Here is a 25,414-nt window from a genome sequence, read left to right on the forward strand (position 1 = left end):
TAAATCAAGAGGTGTTATGGCAGCGCAACAGCACTGTGACAGCCTGTGGATCGGCGCCGATATCGTGACCCTGCGTGCCGGGCGCTATCACACGATAAAACAAGGATTTATCGCCGTAACGGGCGATAAGATCGTGGCGATCGGGCCGCAGGCCGAAGCCGTTACTCTCCAGGCAGCAACCACGCATCAACTGGCGGGCGGGATCGTGACGCCGGGGTTGATCGACTGTCATACCCATCTGATCTACGGTGGCGATCGCAGTGCGGAGTTTGAGCAGCGCCTGAATGGGGTGAGTTACAGCGAAATCGCGGCCCAGGGCGGCGGTATTCTCTCCACGGTGCAGGCGACCCGTAATGCCAGCGTCGCTGAACTGGTGAGCAGCGCCCGCCAGCGTCTGGCGCATCTGCTGGCCGAAGGGGTGACCACCGTAGAGATAAAATCGGGCTATGGTCTGAGCCTTGACGCGGAACTGCGCATGTTACTGGCGGCCAGGGAGCTTGGTGAGCGGGAGAGGATCGATGTGGTGACCACCTGCCTGGCCGCCCATGCCGTCCCACCGGAGTTTCGCGATAATCCAGAGGGTTGGATTACGCTGATTTGTGAGCAAATTCTGCCCCAGGCGCAGGCACTCGGCCTGATTGATGCGGTGGATGCCTTTTGCGAGCATCTGGCGTTTTCACCCGTACAGGTGGAACAGGTTTTTCAAGCCGCGCAGCGGCTGGGGCTGCCGGTGAAACTTCACGCGGAACAACTTTCGGCCCTGGGCGGAAGCAGCCTCGCGGCGCGTTATGCCGCACTCTCTGCCGATCATCTGGAATATGCCACCGAAGCGGATGTCGCAGCGATGGCCGCCAGCGGCACGGTGGCGGTGTTGCTGCCGGGGGCGTTTTATCTGCTGCGAGAAAAGCAGTCGCCGCCTGTGGCGATGTTCCGCCGTTATGGCGTGCCAATGGCACTGGCCAGCGACAGTAACCCCGGAACCTCGCCCGCACTTTCTCTGCGACTGATGCTTAATATGGGCTGTACGCTGTTTGGTCTGACGCCGGAAGAGGCGCTGGCAGGGGTCACGATCCATGCTGCTCAGGCGCTGGGTTTAGCGCAGAGTCTGGGTTCGCTGGAGGTGGGAAAAATCGCCAACTTCGTCCACTGGCCGCTGGCGCATCCGGCGGAACTGGCTTACTGGCTGGGTGGTACGCTGCCTTGTCGCACCGTTTATCGAGGAGTGATCCGATGAAACCGTTTTATTTTAAACAAGGCACGCAGCCCCTGTTGGTGAGCATTCCCCATGCCGGTACCCAGCTAACGCCGGAGGTTGAGCGTGGTTTAACGGCGGAAGCCGCTGTATTACCCGATACCGACTGGCATCTGCCTCTGTTATATGACTTTGCCGAGGAGCTGGGAGCCAGCTTGCTGGTGGCTAACTATTCGCGTTTCGTAGTTGATCTGAATCGCCCAGCGGATGATACCCCGCTGTATACCACCGCCACGACTGGGCTGTTTCCAGAGACGTTGTTTGATGGTCGACCCGTATTCCATCCCGGCCAGGCACCGGATAGCGCTACCCGCCAGCGCTATATCGAACAGATTTGGCAGCCTTATCACCAGCAAATCGCCAGTGAATTGTCCCGCCTGAAAGCCTTGCACGGTCAGGCATTTTTATATGATGCGCACTCGATCGCTTCGGTTATTCCCCGTTTGTTTGACGGGCCGCTGCCGGATATTAATATCGGGACTAACGATGGCCGTAGCTGCGATCCGGCGATCAGTGCGGCGATGTGTGCAGTGTGCGGTGAACAGAACGCGTTTAGCTGGGTGCTGAATGGGCGCTTCAAAGGTGGACACATCACCCGCCACCATGGCTCGCCAGCCCAGCAGCAGCAGGCAGTGCAGATTGAACTGGCCCAGCTGAACTATATGGATGAAACTCCACCCTTCACCTACCGCGCGGAGCGCGCGGCGGAATTAAAGCGTGTGCTGAAACAGCTGTTGCAGGCGATGTTAGCGCAAGCGTAGCCGGGACTGACTTGCCGCCGCGATTGCCTGCGGCGGTTTTTCTGTGTTATCACTGCCTTCCCCCCTGAATTATCGGTAACTGACCTTGAAAGCTCGCTATCTCCAGGATAATGCGGTGCGCTACTTTCTCGAAGTGGTGCGCAGTGGTTCACTCAGCCTTGCGGCACAGAAGCTGAACGTTGCGGCCTCGGCCATCAGTCGGCAAATCAGCGGTCTGGAAGACAGGTTAGGAGAAGTGCTGTTTGAGCGGCGCAAAGAGGGCATGATCCCGACGGCCGCCGGTGAATTGCTTGCGGCCTGGGCGATTCGCAGCCAGTTAGAGAGCGAAAAGGTGCTGCATGAGTTGGCGGAACTCGGGGGATTACGTAAAGGTGAAGTGCGCATCGATAGCTCTGCGGGGTTTAGCGTTGATCTGCTGCCGCAGATGATCGCCTCTTTTCGTCACCACTATCCTGATATTCAGTTCCGTTTACACGTCACCCATGCTGAAGATATCGTGCGCCGTTTGCGTGAAGGGGAGAGTGATATTGGCCTGACGTTTAGCCAAAAGCCGGAAGAGAATATTCACGTTGCCTGGCGTATGCAGTCACGGCTGGTGGCGGTGATGCAGCCGGATCACGTACTGGCTCAGCGTCACATGCTGCAACTCTCGCAGCTGGCTGGGTATCCTCTGGGGTTGCCTGAAAGGCCGATTATGATGCGGCGTTTGATTGATGCCTGTTGCAGCCGTCAGGGGCTTCATTTTGCGCCGGTGTTTGAAACCAACTCGATCAGCGCACTGCTGGCTTTTGCCCGCTATGAGCAGGGCGTGGTGGTCGCTTCGGAACTGACGGTACGTGAACATGTGCGCTATCACCAACTCAAAGCCGTGCCGCTGATTGGCCAGGATCTTAATGGCATCAATATTGAGCTCAACACCCTGGCCGGGCGCAGTTTACCGAAAGCGGTGAATGTGTTTATCGATCATTTTATGCGGGAAATGGAACAGGACAGAATAATGGTTGCCGCATTGCCATAACTTTTTCTTATTTTATCGCAGTGGATGGGATATTTTTCGCTGTTATTTCGGGCTAAAGATAATAATGACTTATCATGGGGTTATCTTTGCTTTTTTGATATCGATATCGTGTAAAAGTTGAATTGGTGATAAAGATGCCGCGGGGATAGGATGAAATTATCCTGTTTCTCTCCGGTATCGAGGAATCTCCATGCGGCCTTCATCTCATTATAAACACTGGGTCCTGTTTTTATTGTATGTAGCCTGGTGTATCGCCTTTATTGACCGTGTTGTATTAAGTATGGGTGCGCCAGCCATCACCGCTGAGCTAAACCTCTCGCCGTCTGAGTTAGGCCTGGTACTGAGTGTCTTCTATTTTGGCTTCTGGCTGATGCAGCTGCCTGGTGGCTGGCTGGCGGATCGCTTCGGTGCTAAGTATGTCGTGATCATGGCAATTGGATTATGGTCGCTGTTCACTATGTTGACCGGTTTTGCCGGTTCGCTGGCTTCGCTGATACTGATCCGCTTACTGTTTGGTCTTGGTGAGGGCGCCTTCCCTTCGGCGGCGATTAAGAATGCCGCAGAGAACTATCCTGCCACGCAAAAACCGAAAATTACCTCTCTGCTGGTCTCCTCAAACTATGTCGGCAGCATGATTGCTCCCTTGCTGATTGCGCCACTGCTGTTGAATTTCCAGTGGCGTCATAGCTTTATGCTAATTGGGATTTTGGGGCTGGTGTTTGTTCTGATATATAGCCTGACGGTGCGCAATACCGCGGTAAACAGCGCCAGCAGCAGGGAGCGTATCAATTTTAAAGACATGCGCGAGGTATTGAAGCATCCGCTGTTGTGGAAGATTGCTGCCGCCTGGTTTGGTCTGAGCTTAATTAATAAAGGCCTGGATTCCTGGATGCCGGTGTATCTGATGAAGGAGCGTCACCTCGACCTGAAAGCCGTGGGTGTGCTTCTGCCGATCCCCTATCTGATGGCAGGCATTGCCACTGCGATTGGCGGTTGGGTGATGGTGAAGTTCTTCAATGGCCGCGAGAATATGATGTTGCTGTTCAGCGCACTATTTACCGCGATTTCCATCGGCTGCATGTATCGCGCTGAAAGCCTGACGGGGCTTATTGTGGCGCAGTCATTCACCTATTTCTTTAAATCCTTTGTGCTGGCGGTTGCGGTTGCGCTGCCCACCAAAATTTTGGCACCACGCATGATTGGCACCGGGATTGGCATCATCAACTTTGGTGGCCAGGCGGCGGGCTTTATCGCCCCGCTGGGGATTGGTCTGATGGTGCAGTACTTCAGTTTCGGTTCCGCATTCCTGTTCTTGATGGGGGCGGCTGCGTTCTCCAGTGTGATTAGCCTGACCATTCGCACCTCAAAGACGGTACATGAGCCTGTCACGCTGACGTCACTAAACAAAGAAGGATGAGATATGAATAGCTTATGCGACCTCTCTGCAACGGAAGCCCGGCGGCTGATTGGCGAAAAAAGTATTGCTCCCAGTGAGTTACTGGAGAGCTGTATTACCCGGATTGAGGCTGTGAACCCCGCGGTTAACGCGATGGTCGCCTGCGATTTCAGCGCCGCACGCGCAGCGGCGGCAGAGCAGGATAAAGCTGTGTTGCGGGGAGAGCCGCTTGGCCCGCTGCATGGGCTGCCGCTGGGTGTGAAAGATATGATCGACGCAGCTGGACTGCCTACCACCTTCGGCAGTATTGCCAAACGCGATAATCTGGCAGGCAAAGATGAACGGCTGGTGGCGGTGCTGCGTGCTGCTGGCGCTAACATTGTCGGGAAGACCAACGTGCCTGAATGGGGTGCGGGCGGTAACTCGCGCAATGCGGTATATGGCACCACCGGGAACCCCTTTGATACCACCCGCTCTGCTGCTGGCTCCTCCGGGGGCTCTGCGGCGGCACTGGCCTGCGGAATGGTTTCACTGGCAACAGGTTCTGATACTGGCGGTTCGCTGCGTAATCCCGCAGCCTTCAATGGCATCGTAGGTTTTCGTCCAACACCAGGGATGATTCCGGCGGAAAAACGTGGTTGTGCCTGGTTGCAGATCTCTACGCTTGGCCCAATGGGGCGCACGGTAGATGATGCAGCACTGATGTTCAGCGTCATGGCGGGGGAAGATGCGCGCGATCCGCTCTCCCACGTGGTGCCGGGCCGCCAGTTACGTCAGCCGGAAGAGTTTTTCCCGCTGGCAGGCAGCGATCTCTCTTCACTGCGCCTTGCTTACAGCAGTGATTTTGGCTTTGCACCGACCGAAACCGCCGTGGCCGACAGCTTCCAGCATAAGATGCAACATATTGCGCCGCTGTTTGCCTCCGCTGAACAGGCTACGCCAGATTGTACCGGCTGCAACGAAGCGTTTGAGACGCTGCGTTCACTGATGTTCCTCACTGCCACGCGCGAGTTGTATCAACAAGATCCGCAGCAGGTGGGTGAAAATGTCCGGATGAATGTTGAAGAAGGCCTGCGGTACAGCGCGCAGGATATCGCACGCGGGCTGGATTTACAGACGCAACTGTTCCGCCGCTGGGCTGCGTTCTTCAATGACTTCGATTATATGGTTTCACCGGCAGTGACCATTTCGCCGCGCCCCTGGACGGAACTCTATCCTAAAGAGATCAATGGTCAGGCGACGCGCACCTATTATCACTGGCTGGCGCTGGCCTACGTGACGTCGTTGGGGGGATTACCTTCACTGTCACTGCCCGTGGGACGTGACCACAACGGGATGCCGTTTGGTTTACAGATCATCGGCAAACGCGGCGATGACGCAGGTGTCCTGCGCGTGGCGAAAGCGCTGGAACAGAAACTTAAGCAAGAGCCGGAGTTGGCACGGCCTGTGCCCGACATGGCGATGTTACGTGGTGCGCAGCCGATCGCCACCATGCCCGATTTTTATCTCCCCCTCGGACAATAAGCGAGTTAAGACATGAATTTACCTTTTGCCAAAGTACGTGAGTCAGGTTCACTGGTGTGGCTTTCCGGCGAGATTGGCTTTGAAGAGGATGGCAGCCTGGTGCCTGATATCACCCATCAGACCGACCGCATTCTGCAACGCGTACAGGCTACGCTTGCCGGGGAAGGTTGTACGCTGGCGGATGTTATCTCCTGTACCGTTTATCTGACTGATGCAGCGCAATTTGCTCCGTTCAATGAGGCCTATGCGAAGTGGTTTAGCGCACCTTTGCCGGTGCGTACAACGGTGTTGGCGGGTCTGGTCTTACCGGATGCGTTGTTAGAGATTACCGTCGTGGCTCAGAAGCCCGCAGCGGAGTAAATGATGAAGCACGATGTGTTGGTATTAGGTGCTGGCATGGTGGGCGTGAGCTGTGCGCTGCATTTGCAGCAGCGCGGGCTGGATGTCGCGCTGCTGGATCGACGCAATCCTGGCGAAGAGACCTCCTACGGTAATGCCGGGATTATTCAGCGTGAAGCGGTACATCCTTATCGTTTTCCGCGTGAATTGAGTACGTTGTTGAGTGTTGCGGGCAACCTGCGGCTGGATGTGCGTTACCATGCGCGAGCGGTGCCTGCGCTACTGTCGCCGCTGCTGCGTTACTACCGCAACTCTGCAGACGCCGCGTATCAACCGATTGCGGCCGCTTATGCCTCACTGATTGCTTTGTCTCTGGAAACTCACGAAAGCCTGTTAGCCGACGCCAATGCACAGCATCTGCTGGGTAAGCGGGGCTGGCTGATGCTGTTCCGCAGCGATAAGCGCCGTGATGAAGCGTTTGCCGATGCCGATAAGCTCACCGCGTTAGGGGTTAACCACCGTAAGCTGGATGGCGCACAGCTCCAGGCGCAAGAGCCTGCATTGCGTGAGCGGTTGAGCGGGGCCATTCACTGGACCGATCCTCTGACCGTACGCGATCCCGGTGATTTAGTGAAAGCGTATGCCAGGCTGTTGTTCCAGCGTGGCGCCACCGAATTACGGGGTGATGCTACCACGTTGCGCCCGTTGCCTGATGGCGGCTGGCAAGTCCAGACGGCCAGCGGTGAGTGGGTTTCTGCGCGTCAGGTGGTGGTAGCGCTTGGACCGTGGAGTACACAGTTGACGGGCGATTTTGGTTTCCGCCCGCCGCTGTTTGTGAAGCGTGGCTATCATCAGCATTTCCGTGATGATTCACCGCATCCGTTGCAGCACTGGATGTTGGATGAAGAGCGCGGTTATCTGCTGGCACCGATGGCGCGTGGTGTGCGTATTACTACCGGCGCAGAGCTGACGCATATTGATGCACCCGCAACGCCGACCCAGCTGTCTGCCGTTGAGCCGATCGCTCGCTCGCTGGTCTCTTTAGGCTCAGCCGTCGAGCCGCAGCCGTGGAAAGGCGCACGTCCTTGCCTGCCGGATATGAAGCCGTTAATCGGTGCAGTGCCGGGTAAGCCGGGGATGTGGTGTGCCTTTGGTCACGGGCATCAGGGCTTTACCCTGGGGCCAGCGACCGGGATGTTATTGGCACAGCTGATGACGGGTGAACGCAGTGCCATAGAAATGGCTCCGTTTAGCCCGGCGCGACGTTTCTAAACGAACACAGCGGCGCAAAGTGCGCCGCTGCTGTTTTATCAGAACTGATAGGTGATACCCAAACCAACCGTATCGTCCGTCAGGATGCCAAACGGCGTATTTTTATCCAGTAGGTTGATGCGATAATCACTGTACACTGACATGTTTTTATTGAAATAGTAGCGCAGAGATGCATCCACATATTTCAACAGATCAACATCGCCATAGCCTTCAATATCCTGTCCCTTCGACACGAAATAGCCAAGTGACGGCACGATGCCATTGGCAAACGAGTATTGGCTATAGATCTCAAAATTCTGCGTTTTATTGGCGAATCCATAACCACTGATCAGCGTCATGTTACTGGCCTGAGCATATTTGGCCGCAAGATAAAATGCCCCCGGTGTGTATTTAAAGCCTACGCCCCAGATATCTGCCCGCTGGCCATCACCCAGGGCTAACGCATTTTGCTGGGCGGTGCGTTTGGAGCTGGCCCCGGCCGCCAGTAAGGCGAAATCATCGGTAACATCCCACTCCAGGCTAGCACCATAACCGTCGCCGTTGGCGGCATAAGCACTGCGGCTACTGTTATTTTCGCCCACGCCGTTAGCCCCCTGATACTGCAACGCAACAATCACTTTGTCGCTCAGGCCAAAACCGTTTTTGTTGCGATAAGTCAGCAGGTTATTGCCACGGCCAGTCAGGAAATTATCCACGTTGCTGTCGGTGAGGATGTCATAAATGGGGGCCAGATCGGTAATGGCGGCCAAATCGTAATAGACACCGTAGTTTCGACCATAATCAATCGATCCCCAGCGGCCAAAATTCAGGCCCGCAAAGCCAAGACGGGTTCGGTCCGAGCTATTGCCTTCGGACTCCGCTTTATTGGCCTGAGCCTGATATTCCCACTGGCCATAGCCGGTGATCGCATCATTAATTTTGGTTTGTCCCTTAAAACCGAAGCGCATATAGGTGAAATCACCATCCTGGCTGGCTTTCTGGCTGAAGTAGTGACGGCCACGAATACTGCCGTATAAATCAAGTTTGTTGCCATCGGTATTATAAATAGTTGCCGCATTAGCGCCTTCGGATAACAGCGCCAGCGCAGCGATCACCACTGCTTTTTTCATTATTTCCCTCGTCCGGAAAAGTCTGCGATGTTGCAGATATGTTGTTATGTTTGCGAATTGGCGTTGGAGTAAAAGTTTTATCGCCTGCCTATTTATTATCAGGAATCAGCGGCTTTGATAATTTCAATTTTAACGGCGAAGCTTTGTTAAAAAGGCAAGGCTACGCTGGTGCAAATCAGGGCCAGGGTTTGAGCGGTTGCACCAAAAAATACCGTTTAAGTATCGGGGAGAGAGGGGTGTGTGTTTTTAGTGCGATCTGCACAAAGTTAAGGCAGAAAGAAGGTTTTGTGACAGTAAAAAGACAGCAGAAAATCAGTGGCTTGTTATCCATAAGTAATTCTTTTGGATTATAACCACTGATTTAAGCTGATTAAGGAGTGCTAAATACTGTTATCTCATGGAGTTATGGTGTAAATCCGATTTTGGCAAAGAGTGGTTTTTCTTCTTGCTGTCATATAACTGACATAAAACTTTTATAGTTTGGTAACACAAATCGTTGTGCTTAATGCTGCTTTTGAGGTTTATAGGAAATTCCCTGATGAGCGATTACATCTCCACTCAACCCTTGCCACTGAATGCTTCCCCGCTTGATACACCCACCGCCCCAGGCCGCAAACGTATGCTGGTGCTGTTTATTACCCTGCTACTCGCCGGGTGCATCTATGCAGGATTCAGCGTATTAAACGACGTTAGCAACAGCGGCGCTGAGTTCACCAGTTACGTGCCGTTTGTGCTGTTAGGCGTTGCGCTACTCGTGGCTTTAGGCTTTGAGTTTGTTAATGGTTTTCATGACACCGCCAATGCAGTTGCAACGGTTATTTATACCCACTCTTTACCGCCTACCGTCGCGGTGGTCTGGTCTGGGGTGTTCAATTTTCTTGGCGTACTGCTCTCCAGTGGTGCGGTTGCGTTTGGCATCATCTCGCTGCTGCCGGTCGAACTGATTCTGCAAGCGGGAAGTAGCAACAGTTTTGCCATGATCTATGCGCTGCTGTTCTCAGCGATTCTGTGGAACCTCGGCACCTGGTGGCTCGGCTTGCCCGCCTCGTCTTCACATACGCTGATTGGCTCAATCATTGGCGTGGGCGTTGCCAATGCGATGTTACACGGGAGAAGTGCGGCCAGTGGGGTGAACTGGGGCCAGGCGATGAACATTGGTTATTCACTGATCGTCTCACCGGTGGTGGGCTTTGTCTGTGCGGCCGTGCTGCTGCTGCTGGTGAAAAAATTCATTAAAAACAAAAAACTGCACCAGACGCCTACCGGGAATACCCCTCCACCAGTTTGGATACGTGGGCTGATGATTCTCACCTGCACCGGTGTCTCTTTTGCCCACGGTTCCAATGACGGGCAAAAAGGGATGGGGCTGATCATGCTGATTTTAGTCGCGACACTGCCCGTTACTTACTCACTGAACCGTGCTCAGCCGGACACGGATCTGCCGCAGCTAGCACTGCGCGTCAGCACCCAGCTACAAACGGCCTCTGCTGTGCAGCAGCCCGAAGCCGTGCTCACCACCTATCTGCGTAACGGTATGCGTACTGCTGATGTGCTGCCTGCCATCGGCCAGGTTGCAGGAATGGTGGGTAATGAAGTGCGCCTGGCGGGTTCACTGGATAACGTGCCAGCGGAACGCGTGACCGCTTTACGCAATGCAATGTTCCTCACCTCTGAGTCGATCAAACGTTTGCAGAGTGACAAGTCAGTGATGCTATCGCCAGACCTGCTCGCACTGAAATCGGCACTTACCACCACCACGCAGTTCATTCCTGATTGGGTCAAAATCGTAGTGGCGATGGCGCTCGGACTGGGAACGATGGTGGGCTGGCGTCGCATTGTTGCCACGCTGGGCGAAAAGATTGGCAAGAGCCATCTTAACTATGCACAGGGGGCCAGCGCTGAGTTGGTTGCCATGGGCACCATTGGTGCGGCGGATATGTTTGGTTTGCCGGTCTCTACCACCCACGTTCTCTCATCAGGCATTGCCGGTACCATGGCCGCTAACCGCTCAGGCTTACAGATGCAGACGTTGCGCAATATGGTGCTGGCGTGGGTACTGACATTACCGGCTGCGGCAATCCTCTCTGCCGCGTTGTACTGGCTTCTGGAAACACTGTAACTCTTTCTGCGACAGGGATAACAAGCGATGTCTACTCACGAAATTAATTACAACGAAATGTTCAGCGCGCGCCTTTTGCAAGAATTCTATGACAGCTACGACGAAGCGCTGGAGCTGGAACTGGAAGAGAGTCACTCAGAGTTGGCCAGCAGTGAAAGCAGTGAAGAAAAACACTGGCGCAGACGCTATTTCCGCGAGCTGCTGCACTTACAGGGCGAGCTGGTGAAAATGCAAGAGTGGGTGATGCGTACCGGGCACCGTATGGTGATCATCTTTGAAGGACGCGATGCGGCGGGGAAGGGGGGCGTCATCAAGCGCATCACGCAACGCCTCAATCCGCGTAGCTGCCGTGTGGCCGCGCTGCCCGCGCCCAACGATCGCGAGAAAACCCAGTGGTATTTCCAGCGCTATGTTTCTCATCTGCCTGCAGCGGGCGAAATCGTCCTGTTTGACCGCAGCTGGTACAATCGCGCCGGGGTGGAGCGGGTAATGGGCTTCTGTAACGAAACGGAGTATGAAGAGTTCTTCCGTAGCGTACCGGAGTTCGAACGTATGCTGACGCGCAGCGGCATTCAGATCGTGAAGTACTGGTTCTCTATTACCGATGAAGAGCAGGAACTACGTTTCCTCAGCCGCATTCACGATCCGCTTAAACAGTGGAAACTCAGCCCAATGGATCTGGAGAGCCGCCGTCGCTGGGAAGATTACACCGAAGCCAAAGAGGTGATGCTGGCCCGGACAAATATAGAAGAAGCGCCGTGGTGGATTGTTCAGGGTGTTGATAAGAAAAAAGCGCGCCTTAACTGCATTTCCCACCTGCTACAGCAAGTGCCGTATGAGAGCTGCGAAAGCAGCCGTATTACGCTGCCAGAGCGCATTCATCGTGAAGACTATGCCCGCCAGCCGGTGCCTGCCAGCATGATTGTCCCCGATTGCTACTGATAGCGTTGCCACAAGGATGTGGCTGCTAATCTGGACTTCTCTTCTCTTCTCTTCTCTTCTCTTCTCTTCTCTTCTCTTCTCTTCCTTTACTCATTGAGACACTGCCTGTCTTGTGACGGGTCAGATTCAGATTTTCAATGCAGCTAATTGCCAGATGACTTCTCAATACCGGGTAAGGTGTAAATAGTCAGGCTGATTTGTATTAAAACCGCATTTGTTATCATGATGTGCGCACAGTTGTTGCTTTATTTAATATAAAAGTAACCTTGTGGTCGATAATTCAATTTGGCGCGGTTTAATTGTAAATGACCGGCCTGAGGCAGCAATGTTACCGGTGTTAATTCGTGGGGTTTTAAATGTTAAATAAAAGGGCGTTATCTGGGATTGTTAACTTATTGTGCGTCATTTGTTAATCGTTGATTTCCATAATTTGTAACACAGCTGAATAGTAAGATATTAGCGCTTTTATCCCTTACTTGCTTTGTATTTATTAATTCGCATGGCTACACAATGCACTGTGTTTCATTTAACTATATGATTTTAATGGGTTGGTGTGTAATTTTATTTATTGTTTTTTGTTGAATTTGTTTATTTGTGCGGGATTAAATATTCGATTCATTAAACAGTCATTTTCTTTTTGTTACAAATTCGCCCTATAATTGCAGTGCCTTTGCTCTGGTGAAAATATAAAATAATTTACAGAAGTTTTCTTATCGTGGGCATGACCTGAATCATTATTTCGCTAAGTTTTACTGGCAGGCAATCCGTCAGCTATTACGGTTGCGTAACCAAAATGTAAATAAAGATTATCACCACTGTGAATATTGTATTTTTCAGACACATTTAATCTGAAAAATATACTATTGGTTGTTGCCCGATGCTAAGAGGAAGACGACAGTGCGGCACCAGTTTCTACTTGTTATATCTGAGCTTTACCATTTCACCTCCCTGGCAAGAGAAACGGCGCTTTGTTGCCGTTAACTAACACGGTCACTCATTTAAAAGAAGATAGTCATGTTAAGTAACGATCTTACATCGCTGATCACGCGTATCGACTTCGCGCTAATCTCATCCATACACATCATTTTCCCGCCATTAACCATTGGTCTGGCTGCACTTCTGTTCATCTCTGAACTGATGTGGGTACGCAAGCAAGACGAACAGTGGTATCGCCTGTGCCGCTTTTTCGAAAAGCTGTTCATCGTGAACTTTGGTGCTGGTGTTGCTACTGGCGTCACCATGGAAATGGCCTTTGGTATCCTTTATGGCCGTTTCTCTCAGGCTGCCGGACCGTTCTTTGGTCAGGTTCTTGGCTATGAGACCATTACCGCCTTTATGTATGAAGCCGGCTTTATCGGGCTGATGATTTTTGGCTGGGGCAAGATCAGTAAAGGGATGCATCTGTTTGCAACCTTTAACGTTGCACTCTCTTCTACGCTTTCTGCGATGTGGATCCTTGTGGCTAACTCCTGGATGCAGACGCCAACCGGTGTTGAGCTGCATAACGGCATCTTCGTTGTTACCGACTGGCTCGGCGCGATCCTGAACCCGAATGCGCTGAGCGCCTTCCCGCACATGCTGCTGGCAAGCTTCGAGCTGTCTCTGTGCTTTGTGGTTGCCACCTGTGCCTGGTACGTGTTGAAACAGCGTCACGTCGAACTCTTCCTGAAACCGCTGAAGTATTCACTGGCTGCACTGGCCGTGGTTGCCGCAGTACAGATCTACATGGGTGACGTGCTGGGTGAAGCGACCCTGGAACACAAACCTGCGGCTCTGGCAGCAATGGAAGGTCACTACGATACCTATGATGCAGCTGGCAATGTGAACAGCGCCTGGCACATCCTGGGTTGGCCGAACAAAGAAGGCACCGGTCTGGCATGGTCTCTCGACATTCCACACGGTCTGAGCCTGATTGAAACCAAAACCTGGAACGGTCCGGTAAAAGGCCTGAACAGCTTCCCGAAAGATGAACAGCCGCCAGTTGTGCTGCCGTTCTACGCTTTCCGCGCCATGTCTGGTGCAGCCGGTGCGATTCTGCTGGTGAGCCTGTGGGGTGCCTGGTTGATCGCACGTCGTCGTATGACCGTTGAGCTGGCTCCACGTCACAAGTGGTTCCTGGCGTTGGCAGCAGCGATGGTTGTTCTGCCTTACATCGCGGTGATTGCGGGTTGGTGGACGCGTGAGATTGGTCGTCAGCCGTGGATTGTTTACGGTTTGATGCGTACTGAAGACGGTATGAGTCCGATGACCCTGGGCCTGTCTATCTTCTGGCTGGTTGGTTTCGCCATCTTCGAAACCGCTGTAGTTGCAGGCACCATTTGGTTCCTGGCTAAAGTGGTGCGTATGGGACCTGATTTGACCAGCAAACTTCCGGGCGAAGGGCATGATCATCTGGGGCACCTCGATATGCCTGCCAGTGGCCATGCTGACCATCCTGAATATATCCGTCCGGTTTGATGGGAGAATAAATCCATGGACATGCTTAATTCGACTCAGCACTTCCTGATCATCGCCTGGTGGTTAGCGTTTGGTGTCAGTGTTCTTCTGTATATCGCGCTAGATGGCGCAGACCTGGGCGCAGGGATCTTCTCGCTCTTCGTACGTGACCATGATGAGCGCGGTGCCATCATGTCAGCGATGGCCGGGACCTGGGATGCCAACGAAACCTGGCTGATCGTCGCGGGTGGTATCATGTTTGGTACTTTCCCGTTTGTTTACGGTTCGGCATTTAGCTACCTGATGGTGCCAATGGCACTGGTGCTGTGGGGCATTATGTCCCGTGCGGTAGCGCTGGAGTTCCGTCACCTGGCTTCGCCGTTCTGGCAGAAGTTCTCTGACGGCATTTTCGGTGTTGCCAGCCTGGCCGTGACCTTCTTTGGTGGTATGAGCGTGGGTGCCTTGCTGCAAGGCTTCCAGCTGGATAATCCAGCGCAGGGCGTGCCAACTTACGTGGGCGGTGCATTTAACTTCATCTCTCCATTCTCTATCTGGACCGGTGTGGCTTCTTGTATTGCCATGACCCTGGCCGGTGTGCTGTTCGTGCGTGCTCGCTTTGAAAAAGATGAGCCTATCCGTCAGGATGCGGCGCGCTGGACTGCGGTGATCTTCTGGTTAGCGATTGCTGCCGTGGTTATCACCTGGATCTGGAGTGCGGTGCTGTTTGACTGGGCGCGTGCGAAATGGTTTGGTCCTCACTTCTGGATCTGGGGCCTGTTTGGTCTGATTGCGCTATTCTGTATTGAGCAGGTTCGTCGTGACACCTTGAAGGACAAAGACTTTGCTGCGGTAATGTGGTTTAACGGCGCGGCGGTTATTCTGGGCTTCGGTATGTTGCTGACCATGTTCCCATGGATTGTTCCAGGCACATGGACCATCTGGGCCGGCGCGAGTCCTCAGGTTTCTATGATTACCTTCACCATGACCATGGGCGGTTTTGTTCCAGTGATGTTGATGTATAACTGGTATCAGATTTGGGTATTCCGTGGCCGTATCTCTAAACTGGTTGGCCACGGAGATCACTAAGACATTATGTCTGCTAGCCCTCCTCCAAGTGGAATGGCTGCTCGTCTGGCTGAACGTTGGCTCTCAAGCCTGCGTCGCCAGGCGGGCGGGTTATTTTCCCTCTCTATCAGTATGGCGGCACTTAGCGCTGTACTGATGATTGCACAGTGCTGGCTGCTGGCCTGGCTGATTAGCCAGGCTGTCCTCAGTGCTAAAACCTTCTCTCAAATGATGCCTTATCTCTGGCTGCTGCCGGTAGTGATGCTACTGCGCACCGGGCTGGATATTTTGCGCCAGGGCTTTGCTTTTGAAAGCGCTGCACGCATTCGCCAGGGGCTGCGCGGAATGTTACTGGAACGTATTGCGGCACTGGGGCCTTCATGGAGCCAGAACCAACGCACCGGTAGTATCGCCAACTCGCTGGGTGAGGGTGTCGAAGCGATTGAGGCTTATTTTTCCGGCTTTCTTCCACAGAAAATGATCATCGGCATTGTGCCGTTAGCGATCCTCGTTGCGCTGTTTCCTTTTGACTGGGTTTCCGGCCTGATTATGCTGGTAACGGCACCGCTGGTTCCGTTATTTATGATCGTTGTTGGTAAGGGCGCAGAGAAAATGAGTCTGCGGCAGTGGCATAAGCTCAGTCTGATGAGCGCCCACTTTTTCGATGTGATCTCCGGGTTGACCACGCTGCGCCAGACCAATGCTGCGCGTCGCCAGACCCAGATCATTGCCGCAATTTCTGACAGTTACCGTCTGACCACCATGAAAGTGCTGCGTCTCGCCTTTCTTTCTTCTCTGGTGCTGGAATTCTTTGCCACCATCAGTACCGCAATGGTGGCGGTCTACGTTGGCTTCCGCCTCTATTACGGTGAGATGGCCTTCCTGCCTGGCCTGTTTGCCCTGCTGTTGGCGCCGGAGTTCTTCCGCCCATTACGCGATCTGGGTGCACACTATCATGCCCGTATGGATGCGATTGGTGCGACCGAAGGCCTGCTGGCTATTTTAAACGCCGAGGTGCCAGAGCGTCCGCAGGGTGGCGCGATCGCTGAGGCTGGCCCGCAAGAGATTGAAGTGCGCGGCGTCAGCTACCGCCATGCCGAAGGCGAAGGTGTGGAAGACATCTCCTTCACACTGCGCCGTGGTGAGAGCCTGGCGATTGTCGGCACCAGCGGCGCGGGTAAAACCACCCTGGCGCGCCTGCTGCTCGGGTTTATCACCCCGGCAAGCGGTGAAATTCTGCTGGATGGCAACGATTTAACCACTCGGGATCTTGCACAATGGCAACGTCAGATTGGCTGGCTACCGCAGCGACCTACGCTGTTTGCCGGTTCTGTCAGTGACAACATCGTGCTTTCGCGGCCGGATATCAGCCACAGTGCAGTGCAGGCTGCGGCACAGCTGGCTCAGGCTGAGACGTTTATCAGCACGTTACCTGGTGGTTATGACTATCAGTTAGGTGATGGTGGTCAGGGGCTGTCTGGCGGGCAAATTCAACGTATCGCCATGGCACGCGCCGTATTAACCGCCCCGGCGGTACTGATTCTGGATGAGCCAACCGTGGCTTTAGATAACACCACGGCCAAACAGATGATAACTGCGCTAGCCGAACAGTTGCCAGATACGGCCCGTTTACTGATCACCCACGATACCGAAATCGCTGCGACAGCAGACCGGGTGCTGATTCTGGAGCGTGGAAAGGTGATTGAGTCGGGTACGCCTCAGGAGTTACTGCTTAAAGGTGGTGTATTTGCTGAGCTGGAGCGTTTGCAGAAAGGAGCTATCGCATGAGTGATCTGCTGCATCTGTTACGCCTGGCGCGTCCCTGGGCGTTGCGCATGACGCTGGGCATCCTGCTTTCAGTGACGGTTATTCTGTCTAACGTCGCTTTGCTGGCGTTGTCTGGATGGTTTATTACCTCGATGGCACTGGCAGGCGCTGGTTCTCTGGTGCTGGAGTTCTTTACCCCGGCTGCGGCCATTCGTGGTCTGGCGGTGTTGCGTACTTTCGCGCGCTATCTTGAACGCCTGGTGACGCATGATGCCACGCTGCGCCTGCTGTCCGTGCTGCGCGTCTGGTTCTATCAGCAGTTGGCACCGCTGGCACCTGCACGCTTGCAGGATTTCCGTGATGGTGACGTGCTGGCCCGCTTACGGGCAGACATTGATAGCCTGGATAACTTCTATCTGCGGATTCTGACACCGGCTATCGCTGGTCTTATCTCCTCCGTGATTATCCTTGCTGCGCTGTTCTGGTTCTCACCTGCGGTGGCGGTGATTAATACGGTGGTGCTGGTGTTAGCCGGGATCGTTATCCCGCTGTTGATCGCCTCCGCGACCCACGCCAGTGGCAATCAGATTGCCAGGCTGCGCGCGGCGCTTCAGGCCGCCTCAACCGATCTGGTGCGTGGTCTGGGTGAGTTGCAGGTGGTGGGCGCGGTGACGCGTCAGACCGATCACCTGCGTCAGCTGTCACAGCAGTTGATTGGTGCGCAGCGTCGTCAGGCGTGGCTGGCAGCGCTGGGTGGTTCGCTTTCAGCGCTGATGGGCCAACTGGGCATGTTTGTTGCCTTTCTCTTCCTGTTCCGTGCCGGGTACGCAGGCCATATTACCGCCAGCGAAATTGTCATGCTGCTGTTCACGGTGCTCGCCAGCACTGAAGCTGTGGCGGGATTACCTGCGGCATTTGCTGCCCTTGGCACGACGCGTGAGGCGGCACGTCGCCTGTTCTCAATGGCGGAAATCGAACCCGCCGTGGTGCTCCCTGCCAGTAGCCGTAAGCCAGAAAGCTTTGAACTGGCATTTTCCGCGGTCACCATGCGTTATGCCCCTGAAGCCCCTGAGGTGTTAGATCAGCTGAGCTTCGATGTTCCAGCAGGAGAGTGTCTCGCGATTCTCGGCCCAAGCGGGGCGGGGAAAACCACCATTCTCAATCTGGTTCAGGGATTCTGGGATTGCACGGCAGGCGAAGTCAAAATTGGTGGTCAGCAGGTCAAAACCTTATCTGATGAGGTGTTGCGACAGCTGATTTCTGTGGTGGGGCAGAAGACCTACCTCTTTAACGCTTCGATTCGCGACAACCTGCGCCTGGTCGCGCCGGATGCTGCCGATGAGCAGTTATGGGAGGCGCTGAGCCGAGCCGCTCTGGCAGACGAAGTTCGTACTTTCCCACAAGGCCTGGATACGCTGGTCGGTGAGTTAGGTGCGCGTCTTTCTGGCGGCCAGGCGCGCAGGATTGCGATTGCACGCGCTTACCTGTCTGATGCGCCAATCATTCTGCTGGATGAGCCAACGGAAGGGCTGGATGCGGTGAACACCGATCTGGTACTGAACTGTTTAAAAGATCTGATCAAGGGCAAAACCACGCTGCTGGTGACCCATCAGATTCAACCGCTGGTGTTAGCGAACAGCCGACTTCAGCTCGATATCAACTAAAGGCTGATTTCCCACCCAGGTCACAACGCTTTTCTTTTTGCTCGGGGCAACCCGAGCACTTATTTGTATGATTCTAATTATAAAAACAGAACTCGTGAGACAACTGACCAGGTAAAGACATGGATAAAATGACCAACTCGAAAACCCGACGAAAACATATCCGCTTTCCTCATATGCTGATCGATCAGATTGAAGAGAGTATGAAAGTCGAAAACAGCCAGAACTTCTCAGCATGGGTGGTTGAGGCTTGCCGCCTCAAGGCCCAGGAAGCGAACGCTAAAAAGTAGTCGTGATACGATTTCCCGTTTGGTCGCGTCCCATCGCCGGGAGCGGCCTGCGGGAAATCGCCTTCCTGCCACGCTATTCCTCCCGATCTCCCCACTTGTCCAAATGAAACACCGCATCAGCTGAGTCTATGGTGCTTTGCCGATGCGCCACAATCACCCGGGTAATGTTAAGTGCGGCAATGGTCTGATTGATTCTGGCCTCATTCACCTCATCCAGATTGCTGGTGGATTCATCGAGAAACAGCAGTGCAGGCCTGCGGTATAACGCGCGGGCAATCATGACACGCTGTTTTTGCCCACCGGAAAGTGAACCATTGAGCTCGCTCAGATGGGTGTTATAGCCCATCGGCAATGCGATGATATCTTCATGAATGCAGGCCGCGCGGGCGCAGTGCGCTATCCGTGCGGCATCGGGTTCGGACGAGAAACCACAGATATTTTCCGCAATGCTACCCGACAGCAGCCGATCATCCTGTAACACACAAGCAATACGATCGCGGTAGCGTGCCAGCCCATATTGCTCGACCTCACAGCCGTCGATGCGCACTTTGCCCTGCTGTGGCGCGATCAACCCCGCGAGAATTCTGAGCAACGTTGTTTTGCCACAGCCAGAAACGCCGGTAATGGCTAAACTGCCCCCTGCGGGGACCTGCAACGAGACATTGTTCAGTACTGGCGGGCTAAAACCATCGTAGCGAAAGCTCAGTGATTCGCAGCTCAGGGCCGCGCCGGTATCGGCTTGGCGTGCAGTGACCAGGGGTGCAGGCGCTGCGATTTCCGGAGTGGTAAGCAACACGTCTGAGATCCTTTCCCGATGCAGGCTGGTCATTTTGATTTCCAGTAGCGCAGTGATGATACCGCTGGCACGAGACGAGAATTGCGAGCGATAGGCGACAAAGGCCAGCAACATGCCGAGGGAGAGCGTTCCGCCGATCACGGCCTGTGCGCCCAGCCACAGGACGATAATGTTATCGATAGCGCTGAGAAAGGTTTCCAGCGTGAGGTAAAGCAGGCCGAACCGGGCATTTTTGATATCCGCATTAAGCTCATTAACGCTGAGTTGATGCCAGCCGTTAGCGCGCTGAGCCTGCATGTTCATGCTTTTAATGGTGCCAATGCAGTAGAGCGACTCCATAAAATGCGAGTGCTGGCGTGCAGCATGCACAATCTGCTCTTCCGTTATCTGCCGCATGTACCGATAGGTCGCCAGGCGGATCAGGGTGTAAAGCGAGGTGAAAGCCACCACCACGGCAAACAAGGTGGGAGCATACAGCAGCATCATGCCGGAGGCCCCAACCAGCATGATGAGATCAAGAATCAGCTGTACCACATTGGTGGTAAAGGTTTCACGCAGGGTGTCCAGTGATCCAAAGCGGGAGGCAATATCGCCCATTTTTCGCTTCTCAAACCACAGCACAGGCAGGCGTAGCAGATGGGCAAACAGGCCGCGCCGCCATTGCAGCTGTATCTGCATCCCCGTCACCATTGCCAGCCAGGCACGCAGTAACGAAATGGTGGTTTGCGTGATCACCATCAGCAGCATGGCGAGGCAGATCAGCGTTAACAGCCCGTGATCCTGGGCCGGTAGGACGTGATCCATGATGAACTGATTACCCAGCGGCATCAGCAATGAGAACAGCTCCACCACCAGCGACAGGCAGAAGAGTTTGAGCAACGCGCCTTTCAACCCGCTGACACGGTTGAAAAGTGGCCTGATACCAATTTTAGGCGTGGCAGTGGGCACTGCCGTAAAGTCGCTGCCAGGCTGGATTTGCAGTGCAATGCCGGTGAAATGACGGGAAAGCTGCTTTTGTGAGATTGTTCTGCGCCCGATAGCGGGGTCGTGAATCACCCACTGGCTGCGGCGGCGGCCGACCAGTACCACGAAGTGGGTCATATCCCAGTGCAGAATACAGGGCAGTTTCAACGCAGGCAGTTCATCCAGCTCAATCGAGACCGCATGGGTATCGAACCCTTCATGCACGGCAATCTGATTCAGGCTGGCAAGATTTAATCCTCGTGATGAAAGGTGATGTCGACTACGGATTGATCGGCAATCTTGCTGGGCTCCGTAATGGTTCATCACCATTAATAGTGAGATGAGCCCGCATTCGGCTGATTCGGTTTGCAGGATCACCGGCACCCGTTTGTGCCAGTGTAAGTTCAGGCCGACGCGCATTAGTGAGGTTCCTTGATGCTTTGTCGCACCTCATACAGCGGTGATATCAGCCACTGCCACAGTGGTCGTTTTTCAAGATAGAGGGTGACGTTAGCCGTGAGACCATGGGTGAGCGGAATGTGGGTGTCGAGGTAGCGAAAGCTCTCTTCATCCAGCGAGCAGGTCACGCGGTAAAAATTGCCGCCGGTGCGTACCAACTCCTCACGCGGGGCGCTGCGCCAGAGTGACATCTCCTGTAAGGAGGCGGGTACGGAAGATATTTCGGCAATCTGGCCGCGAAACTGCCCGAATTTCTCCCAGGCAAAAGCATCATAGCGAATGCCGACCGGCGCACCGACTTTGAGGTAGGGCAGGTTGCGATCGGGCACCCATAGTGTCAGTTGAAACCGATGGCTGCCGCCGGGTAGCAGTTGGGCGAGGCTGTCATTGTAGGAGACGTACTGCCCAATGCTGGTATTGATGCTCTCCAGCCGGGCATGCAGCGGCGCAATCACAAAGACATCGCTCTCGGCTTCAATGGCAGAGCGCTGTCTTTCCAGCTCGCGCAGGCGCATTTCATTCTCCAGCATCTGATTTTGGTATTCGATGCGGCGCGTATCGATATCCGCCGCCATGGTGATCATTTGCATCTGCTCCTGCGCGTTCTGCGCGCTAATGCCATTGAGCATGCTTTGCTGCTGGTAGTAATTATTGAGCTGGTAAATGTACTGATCGCGCGTGATCAGCCCCTGTTTTTGATAGTTGGCGTAGTTCTGCAATGTGGCTTCAAAGGTGCGTACACCTTCTTCTGCTTTGCTGAGCAAGCGGCTGGATTTTTCATACAGCGCGGCATAGCGCGCGTGTTGTTGCTCCAGGCTGGATACGACTCGCGCTTCGGTCGTGCGCAGGCCCTGAATGATCGCTTTCACCTTCTCTTCCTGGCGCTGAATGGCAGCAATGCTACGCGCCCCGACTTCACCGCTGGTGGTGGTTCTGCCGGTCGTGATGCGAAACAGTTTCTGCCCCGGCTGCACTTCATCGCCAACTTTCACCCCCATTTCGGAGATGTAGCCCTGATGTTGGGAAAGGACATTCACGGGTCTGATGGCGGCAGTGATTTCACCTGTCACCGTGCTGCGGCGGGTGTAAGTACCAAAAATCAGTAACGCAGTGACCAGGCTAAAAAGGGTCACGGCAATCAGTGCAACGGTGCGCCTTCGGATGCTCTTTACATCCAGCAAAACCCCTAATGGTGCCGTTGCTGCTTGTAGGGCTTCATCCCTGAACAGATTTCCCATTTCGCGGTGATCTCGTGTGGTCTTGGTGATCTGCTGCCTCGGTAAAACCGGGCTTCCCTAACGCAGGGGAAGCCCGGGGCTTAATCACCGTTATACCAGTCGTATAAGCGAAACAGTCCGGCGTAGAACGCATAGATACCAATCAGCATAAACAGCACCGACATTATCCCCAGCAGTCCACCAACGCTGACTTGCGTACAGGGATAAATGAGCTTAACCACCGGAAATACTGTAAATATCCACGCGGAGTTAATTGCGAGTCTCCGTGATGCTGAGCCACGGCCGAAAAGTTTCATGGTGATTCCTTGTTACCAGCGGCACTGAGCGCCGTAGTTGTTTGAGCCGGTATTACGGTTGTTGCCACCGTTTCCACCGTAGGGGCTGTTATTACAGGAAAGGCTGGCACCCAGGCCGCCGGTGACTGCGCCAACAGCGACCGCGCCCATGCCAACCGGGCCCATTAAAGCGCCACCGATAGCACCAATGATCGCTCCGGCACCGACGTTGTTGTTGCAGCTCTGCGGCGCGCCGCCTTTCCCGCCTCGACGTCCACCGCGCGAATCCTTGCTCACGGTGCCGCCGGAGGATTTATCCGCAAAATTACCTGCGCCTGAGACCGTTTCCATTTCTGCTAAATTTAATGTTTTCATCTCTCTGGTTTCCTGTTTTTAAGCCCATCCATCGGGCGGAGAGAATATAAATAAACCGAGAGAGAGAAAAAATAGTAGAACGGGTAACAGTAGGTGTGCAGGAGGGGGTAAATGTTGCCGTTGAGATTGAATTTTGGTGGCTAAATAAAAAATACTACGATCTGCATCTGAAAAATGAGGTGGGAAGTTTAAAGATTTGTCGGTTTTTTTCATTTTAATGTTATTTTCCAGGGTTTTTATTTTTGCTTGATGTCGGTATTTTTTCGCGTGGATTAAAGTAAATGTGATGCGGATCTGATATTAAATGGCTGTTGCGCCGTGGGCAGGTTTAACTTTCGTCCCAGAAAGTCATTTTACGGCTGAATATTAGTAGAACGCTTAATCTAACGGGTGTTGAAGCATCAAAGGCAAGGCCCGACGAGCGGGCACAGTTTGGCAGAGATTAGGGCATAGCAAGGGCACAGGAGACCTTCTCCCGCACCAGCGTCAGGAATGCAGTGGCGGTAGTGCCCCAGAGTTCGGGTCCAAAATCATATTCATAGCGTTGCTCAAAATCTTTTTCCAGATCATCACACTCAGACCGGAACAGGTCGATATCATCTATCAACGCATGTTTTTGGCCTTTGTGAGTGGATGCAATATAGGCATCAATCTTCGGAATAATGTCAGTACCTGCAACGATGAGATCGTGATCTTGACCGAAGTAGATTTTGATAAGGTCATCAAGCTCACTAATGCTAATTGCTTTCAATTCAGCGATCCTGTCCCTGTAGTGCTTCACTGACTTTATCTCTTATCTGTTTGAGAAAGTCAGCTGGTGTAGTACCCCAGAGTTGAGGATCAAACTCATCGCCATAACGTTCCATGAACTCGTGAGTCAAATCTTCACTTTCTTCAGTCAATAAGGTGATATCCGCAAGTAGGCCATACATATTGGCGCGGTGTGAGTCGCGTATGAAAGCCTCTATTTTCGGATCAATGTCATCACTTTCATCAATGAGGTCGTAATCTTGACCAAAATAGAGGGTAATGAAACATCCCAGTTCGTTAAGGTTTAATCGTTTCATGTTTATGCCGTCAGTATTTTCCATCATTAACTTTCCCCAGAAGTGCGGTTTTTTATCAACAGCAAAAATGCATAGGTCTTGAAAGCCAGACTTAAGTTCATTTGATGTTGAGAAGTAAAATGCGTAATAAAATTTATCGGGTTAAAAGAGGAATAAAAATAGTAGAACGACTAATAGCGCGAGGGCGTGGTGGATTTATTAAGGGAATTCAAATGGAAGGAGGGGGGGATTTTTCTTTGCGTCAGTAATCGCAATCACTTTTGATTAGCAGCACATCACCGATATTTATCCGATGATTTACACGAATAGCTAATCACACAGAGTCGGCACTGTCGGCGATGGCTTTATGCCAGGGCGGTAGCGTCCATTGAGTGTATACGGAGGGGAAGGTTGGCGAGCGGTGCTTCATGGCGCAGCACATCATTTTGCAGACGCAGAAAAGCAAAAACCCAGCCATAAGCTGGGTTTTCTGAATTTTGGTGCCCGAACCCGGAATCGAACCAGGGACACGGGGATTTTCAATCCCCTGCTCTACCGACTGAGCTATTCGGGCAACGGGGCGCATTAAACCTTAAAGGCCGAATCGCGTCAACGGCTTTTGTCAAAAAACCTTAAAATCCGTGCTGACTGCCTGCTTTCCGTGCAAGGTGGCGATTTTTTATGCCAGCGCGCCATGTTTACGGCACAACGCGATGCCTAACACATCTTCCGCCAGGCGCTGGGCGGTGGTGACGTCAACCAGATTGCGTTTGACCAACAGACGGCTGAGGCAGCCTTCAAGGATCAGTTCGAGCTGATCGGCCACCATCGGTGGGTTATCCAACTCCAGTGCCACCAGAATTTCATGCGTAAAGCGCCATGAGGACTGCTTTTGTTGTTCCGCTAATTGATGTATTGGCTGGTCAGGCTGAGGGTAAAAGCTACAGGCGGCAATAAACAGACACCCGGGGAAGCGGCCTTTACGCACATATTCAGTCAGAACGTGGTAGCGTGCGAGCAGCTTCTGTTCGGCGTTGAGATGTTTATCGAGGGTGATTTGTCGCCGCCAGGCATCGATCTGCTGGGCGTGAAAACGCAATGCGTCATAGAGCAGGGCATCACGATCGGGCCAGAACTGCTGTAGCTGCTGCTGACTTAGCCCGCTGTCGCCGGCAAGTTGTTCCAGTGAGGTGGTGGCGGCAAGGCCATTTTGTTCAAGCACATTTAATGCATGCTCGAGTATCTCTTCTCGTTGCAAGTGAACTCTCCTCTGCTGCAATAGCTGCCGCCGGAGCGGCAGTATCTGTGTGC

23 protein-coding genes and 1 tRNA gene are annotated in these 25,414 nt (G+C 53.5%); 15 read left to right on the top strand and 9 right to left on the bottom strand.

Annotation, left to right across the window (positions count from 1 at the left end; genetic code table 11):
- Positions 1–16: 16 nt before the first annotated feature.
- The 7 genes from hutI to B880_RS0110540 all read left to right on the top strand — a co-directional run bounded on the left by hutI (position 17) and on the right by B880_RS0110540 (position 7,562).
- Complete coding sequence (gene hutI, locus B880_RS0110510; protein ID WP_017347368.1) at positions 17–1,234, top strand: imidazolonepropionase; 1,218 nt, start codon at positions 17–19, stop codon at positions 1,232–1,234.
- Complete coding sequence (gene hutG, locus B880_RS0110515; protein WP_017347369.1) at positions 1,231–2,013, top strand: N-formylglutamate deformylase; 783 nt, start codon at positions 1,231–1,233, stop codon at positions 2,011–2,013. The genes hutI and hutG overlap by 4 nt, the downstream gene beginning before the upstream one ends.
- 85 nt (positions 2,014–2,098) lie before the next feature.
- Positions 2,099–3,031 (top strand): LysR family transcriptional regulator, encoded by a 933-nt coding sequence (locus tag B880_RS0110520; protein WP_026042556.1) that lies wholly within the window; start codon positions 2,099–2,101, stop codon positions 3,029–3,031.
- Between the two features lie 190 nt (positions 3,032–3,221).
- Complete coding sequence (locus tag B880_RS0110525; RefSeq protein WP_017347371.1) at positions 3,222–4,448, top strand: MFS transporter; 1,227 nt, start codon at positions 3,222–3,224, stop codon at positions 4,446–4,448.
- A 3-nt stretch (positions 4,449–4,451) separates the two neighbouring features.
- The gene (locus tag B880_RS0110530) at positions 4,452–5,951 is read left to right on the top strand and encodes an amidase (protein WP_017347372.1); all 1,500 of its coding nucleotides are present in this window, start codon (positions 4,452–4,454) and stop codon (positions 5,949–5,951) included.
- A gap of 12 nt (positions 5,952–5,963) precedes the next feature.
- Positions 5,964–6,311 (top strand): RidA family protein, encoded by a 348-nt coding sequence (locus tag B880_RS0110535; RefSeq protein ID WP_017347373.1) that lies wholly within the window; start codon positions 5,964–5,966, stop codon positions 6,309–6,311.
- Positions 6,312–7,562 carry an NAD(P)/FAD-dependent oxidoreductase gene (locus tag B880_RS0110540; protein WP_017347374.1) on the top strand — a complete coding sequence of 417 codons (1,251 nt, stop codon included), beginning with the start codon at positions 6,312–6,314 and terminating at the stop codon, positions 7,560–7,562.
- Positions 7,563–7,600: 38 nt separating this feature from the next.
- On the opposite strand, the gene B880_RS0110545 is transcribed toward B880_RS0110540, so the two are convergent.
- A complete protein-coding gene (locus tag B880_RS0110545; protein ID WP_017347375.1) occupies positions 7,601–8,671 on the bottom strand; it encodes a porin OmpC in 1,071 nt (356 codons plus the stop codon).
- 38 nt (positions 8,672–8,709) lie between these two features.
- On the opposite strand from B880_RS0110545, the gene B880_RS26710 reads away from it, so the two are divergent.
- From B880_RS26710 to B880_RS26050, 8 genes are all read left to right on the top strand, one after another.
- Complete coding sequence (locus tag B880_RS26710; RefSeq protein ID WP_157060544.1) at positions 8,710–9,024, top strand: hypothetical protein; 315 nt, start codon at positions 8,710–8,712, stop codon at positions 9,022–9,024.
- A 185-nt stretch (positions 9,025–9,209) separates the two neighbouring features.
- Positions 9,210–10,790 carry an inorganic phosphate transporter gene (locus tag B880_RS0110550; protein ID WP_017347376.1) on the top strand — a complete coding sequence of 527 codons (1,581 nt, stop codon included), beginning with the start codon at positions 9,210–9,212 and terminating at the stop codon, positions 10,788–10,790.
- Positions 10,791–10,817: 27 nt separating this feature from the next.
- Positions 10,818–11,732: a polyphosphate kinase 2 gene (gene ppk2, locus B880_RS0110555; protein WP_017347377.1), complete on the top strand. Its 915-nt coding sequence runs from the start codon at positions 10,818–10,820 to the stop codon at positions 11,730–11,732.
- Between the two features lie 1,014 nt (positions 11,733–12,746).
- Positions 12,747–14,189, top strand: a complete 1,443-nt coding sequence (locus B880_RS24935) for a cytochrome ubiquinol oxidase subunit I (protein ID WP_017347378.1) — start codon at positions 12,747–12,749, stop codon at positions 14,187–14,189.
- Between the two features lie 15 nt (positions 14,190–14,204).
- The gene (locus B880_RS0110565) at positions 14,205–15,254 is read left to right on the top strand and encodes a cytochrome d ubiquinol oxidase subunit II (protein WP_017347379.1); all 1,050 of its coding nucleotides are present in this window, start codon (positions 14,205–14,207) and stop codon (positions 15,252–15,254) included.
- A 6-nt stretch (positions 15,255–15,260) separates the two neighbouring features.
- Positions 15,261–17,021: a thiol reductant ABC exporter subunit CydD gene (gene cydD / locus B880_RS0110570; RefSeq protein WP_026042558.1), complete on the top strand. Its 1,761-nt coding sequence runs from the start codon at positions 15,261–15,263 to the stop codon at positions 17,019–17,021.
- Positions 17,018–18,664, top strand: a complete 1,647-nt coding sequence (gene cydC, locus B880_RS0110575; RefSeq protein WP_017347381.1) for a thiol reductant ABC exporter subunit CydC — start codon at positions 17,018–17,020, stop codon at positions 18,662–18,664. Before cydD ends, cydC begins: the two co-directional genes overlap by 4 nt.
- A gap of 119 nt (positions 18,665–18,783) precedes the next feature.
- Entirely contained in the window at positions 18,784–18,951 is a 168-nt protein-coding gene (locus tag B880_RS26050) for a YlcI/YnfO family protein (RefSeq protein WP_017347382.1), read from the top strand.
- 73 nt (positions 18,952–19,024) lie between these two features.
- Here B880_RS26050 and B880_RS0110585 read toward each other — a convergent pair whose 3' ends face one another.
- From B880_RS0110585 to dicD, 8 genes are all read right to left on the bottom strand, one after another.
- Positions 19,025–21,130, bottom strand: coding sequence for a peptidase domain-containing ABC transporter (locus B880_RS0110585; RefSeq protein WP_017347383.1), 2,106 nt, complete (start codon positions 21,128–21,130; stop codon positions 19,025–19,027).
- Positions 21,130–22,407: an HlyD family secretion protein gene (locus B880_RS0110590; RefSeq protein WP_017347384.1), complete on the bottom strand. Its 1,278-nt coding sequence runs from the start codon at positions 22,405–22,407 to the stop codon at positions 21,130–21,132. Before B880_RS0110590 ends, B880_RS0110585 begins: the two co-directional genes overlap by 1 nt.
- An 80-nt stretch (positions 22,408–22,487) precedes the next feature.
- Positions 22,488–22,703 carry a hypothetical protein gene (locus B880_RS0110595; protein ID WP_017347385.1) on the bottom strand — a complete coding sequence of 72 codons (216 nt, stop codon included), beginning with the start codon at positions 22,701–22,703 and terminating at the stop codon, positions 22,488–22,490.
- 12 nt (positions 22,704–22,715) lie between these two features.
- Positions 22,716–23,057, bottom strand: a complete 342-nt coding sequence (locus B880_RS0110600; protein ID WP_017347386.1) for a hypothetical protein — start codon at positions 23,055–23,057, stop codon at positions 22,716–22,718.
- 442 nt (positions 23,058–23,499) lie between these two features.
- Entirely contained in the window at positions 23,500–23,808 is a 309-nt protein-coding gene (locus B880_RS0110605; protein ID WP_017347387.1) for a contact-dependent growth inhibition system immunity protein, read from the bottom strand.
- Position 23,809: 1 nt separating this feature from the next.
- Positions 23,810–24,151 carry a contact-dependent growth inhibition system immunity protein gene (locus tag B880_RS0110610; protein WP_017347388.1) on the bottom strand — a complete coding sequence of 114 codons (342 nt, stop codon included), beginning with the start codon at positions 24,149–24,151 and terminating at the stop codon, positions 23,810–23,812.
- A 450-nt stretch (positions 24,152–24,601) separates the two neighbouring features.
- Positions 24,602–24,677: transfer RNA gene (locus B880_RS0110615), tRNA-Phe, on the bottom strand.
- Positions 24,678–24,782: 105 nt separating this feature from the next.
- Positions 24,783–25,361: a division control transcriptional repressor DicD gene (gene dicD / locus B880_RS0110620; RefSeq protein WP_017347389.1), complete on the bottom strand. Its 579-nt coding sequence runs from the start codon at positions 25,359–25,361 to the stop codon at positions 24,783–24,785.
- Positions 25,362–25,414: the final 53 nt, after the last annotated feature.

Source organism: Pantoea sp. A4 (assembly GCF_000295955.2).
GTDB lineage: Bacteria > Pseudomonadota > Gammaproteobacteria > Enterobacterales > Enterobacteriaceae > Pantoea > Pantoea multigeneris.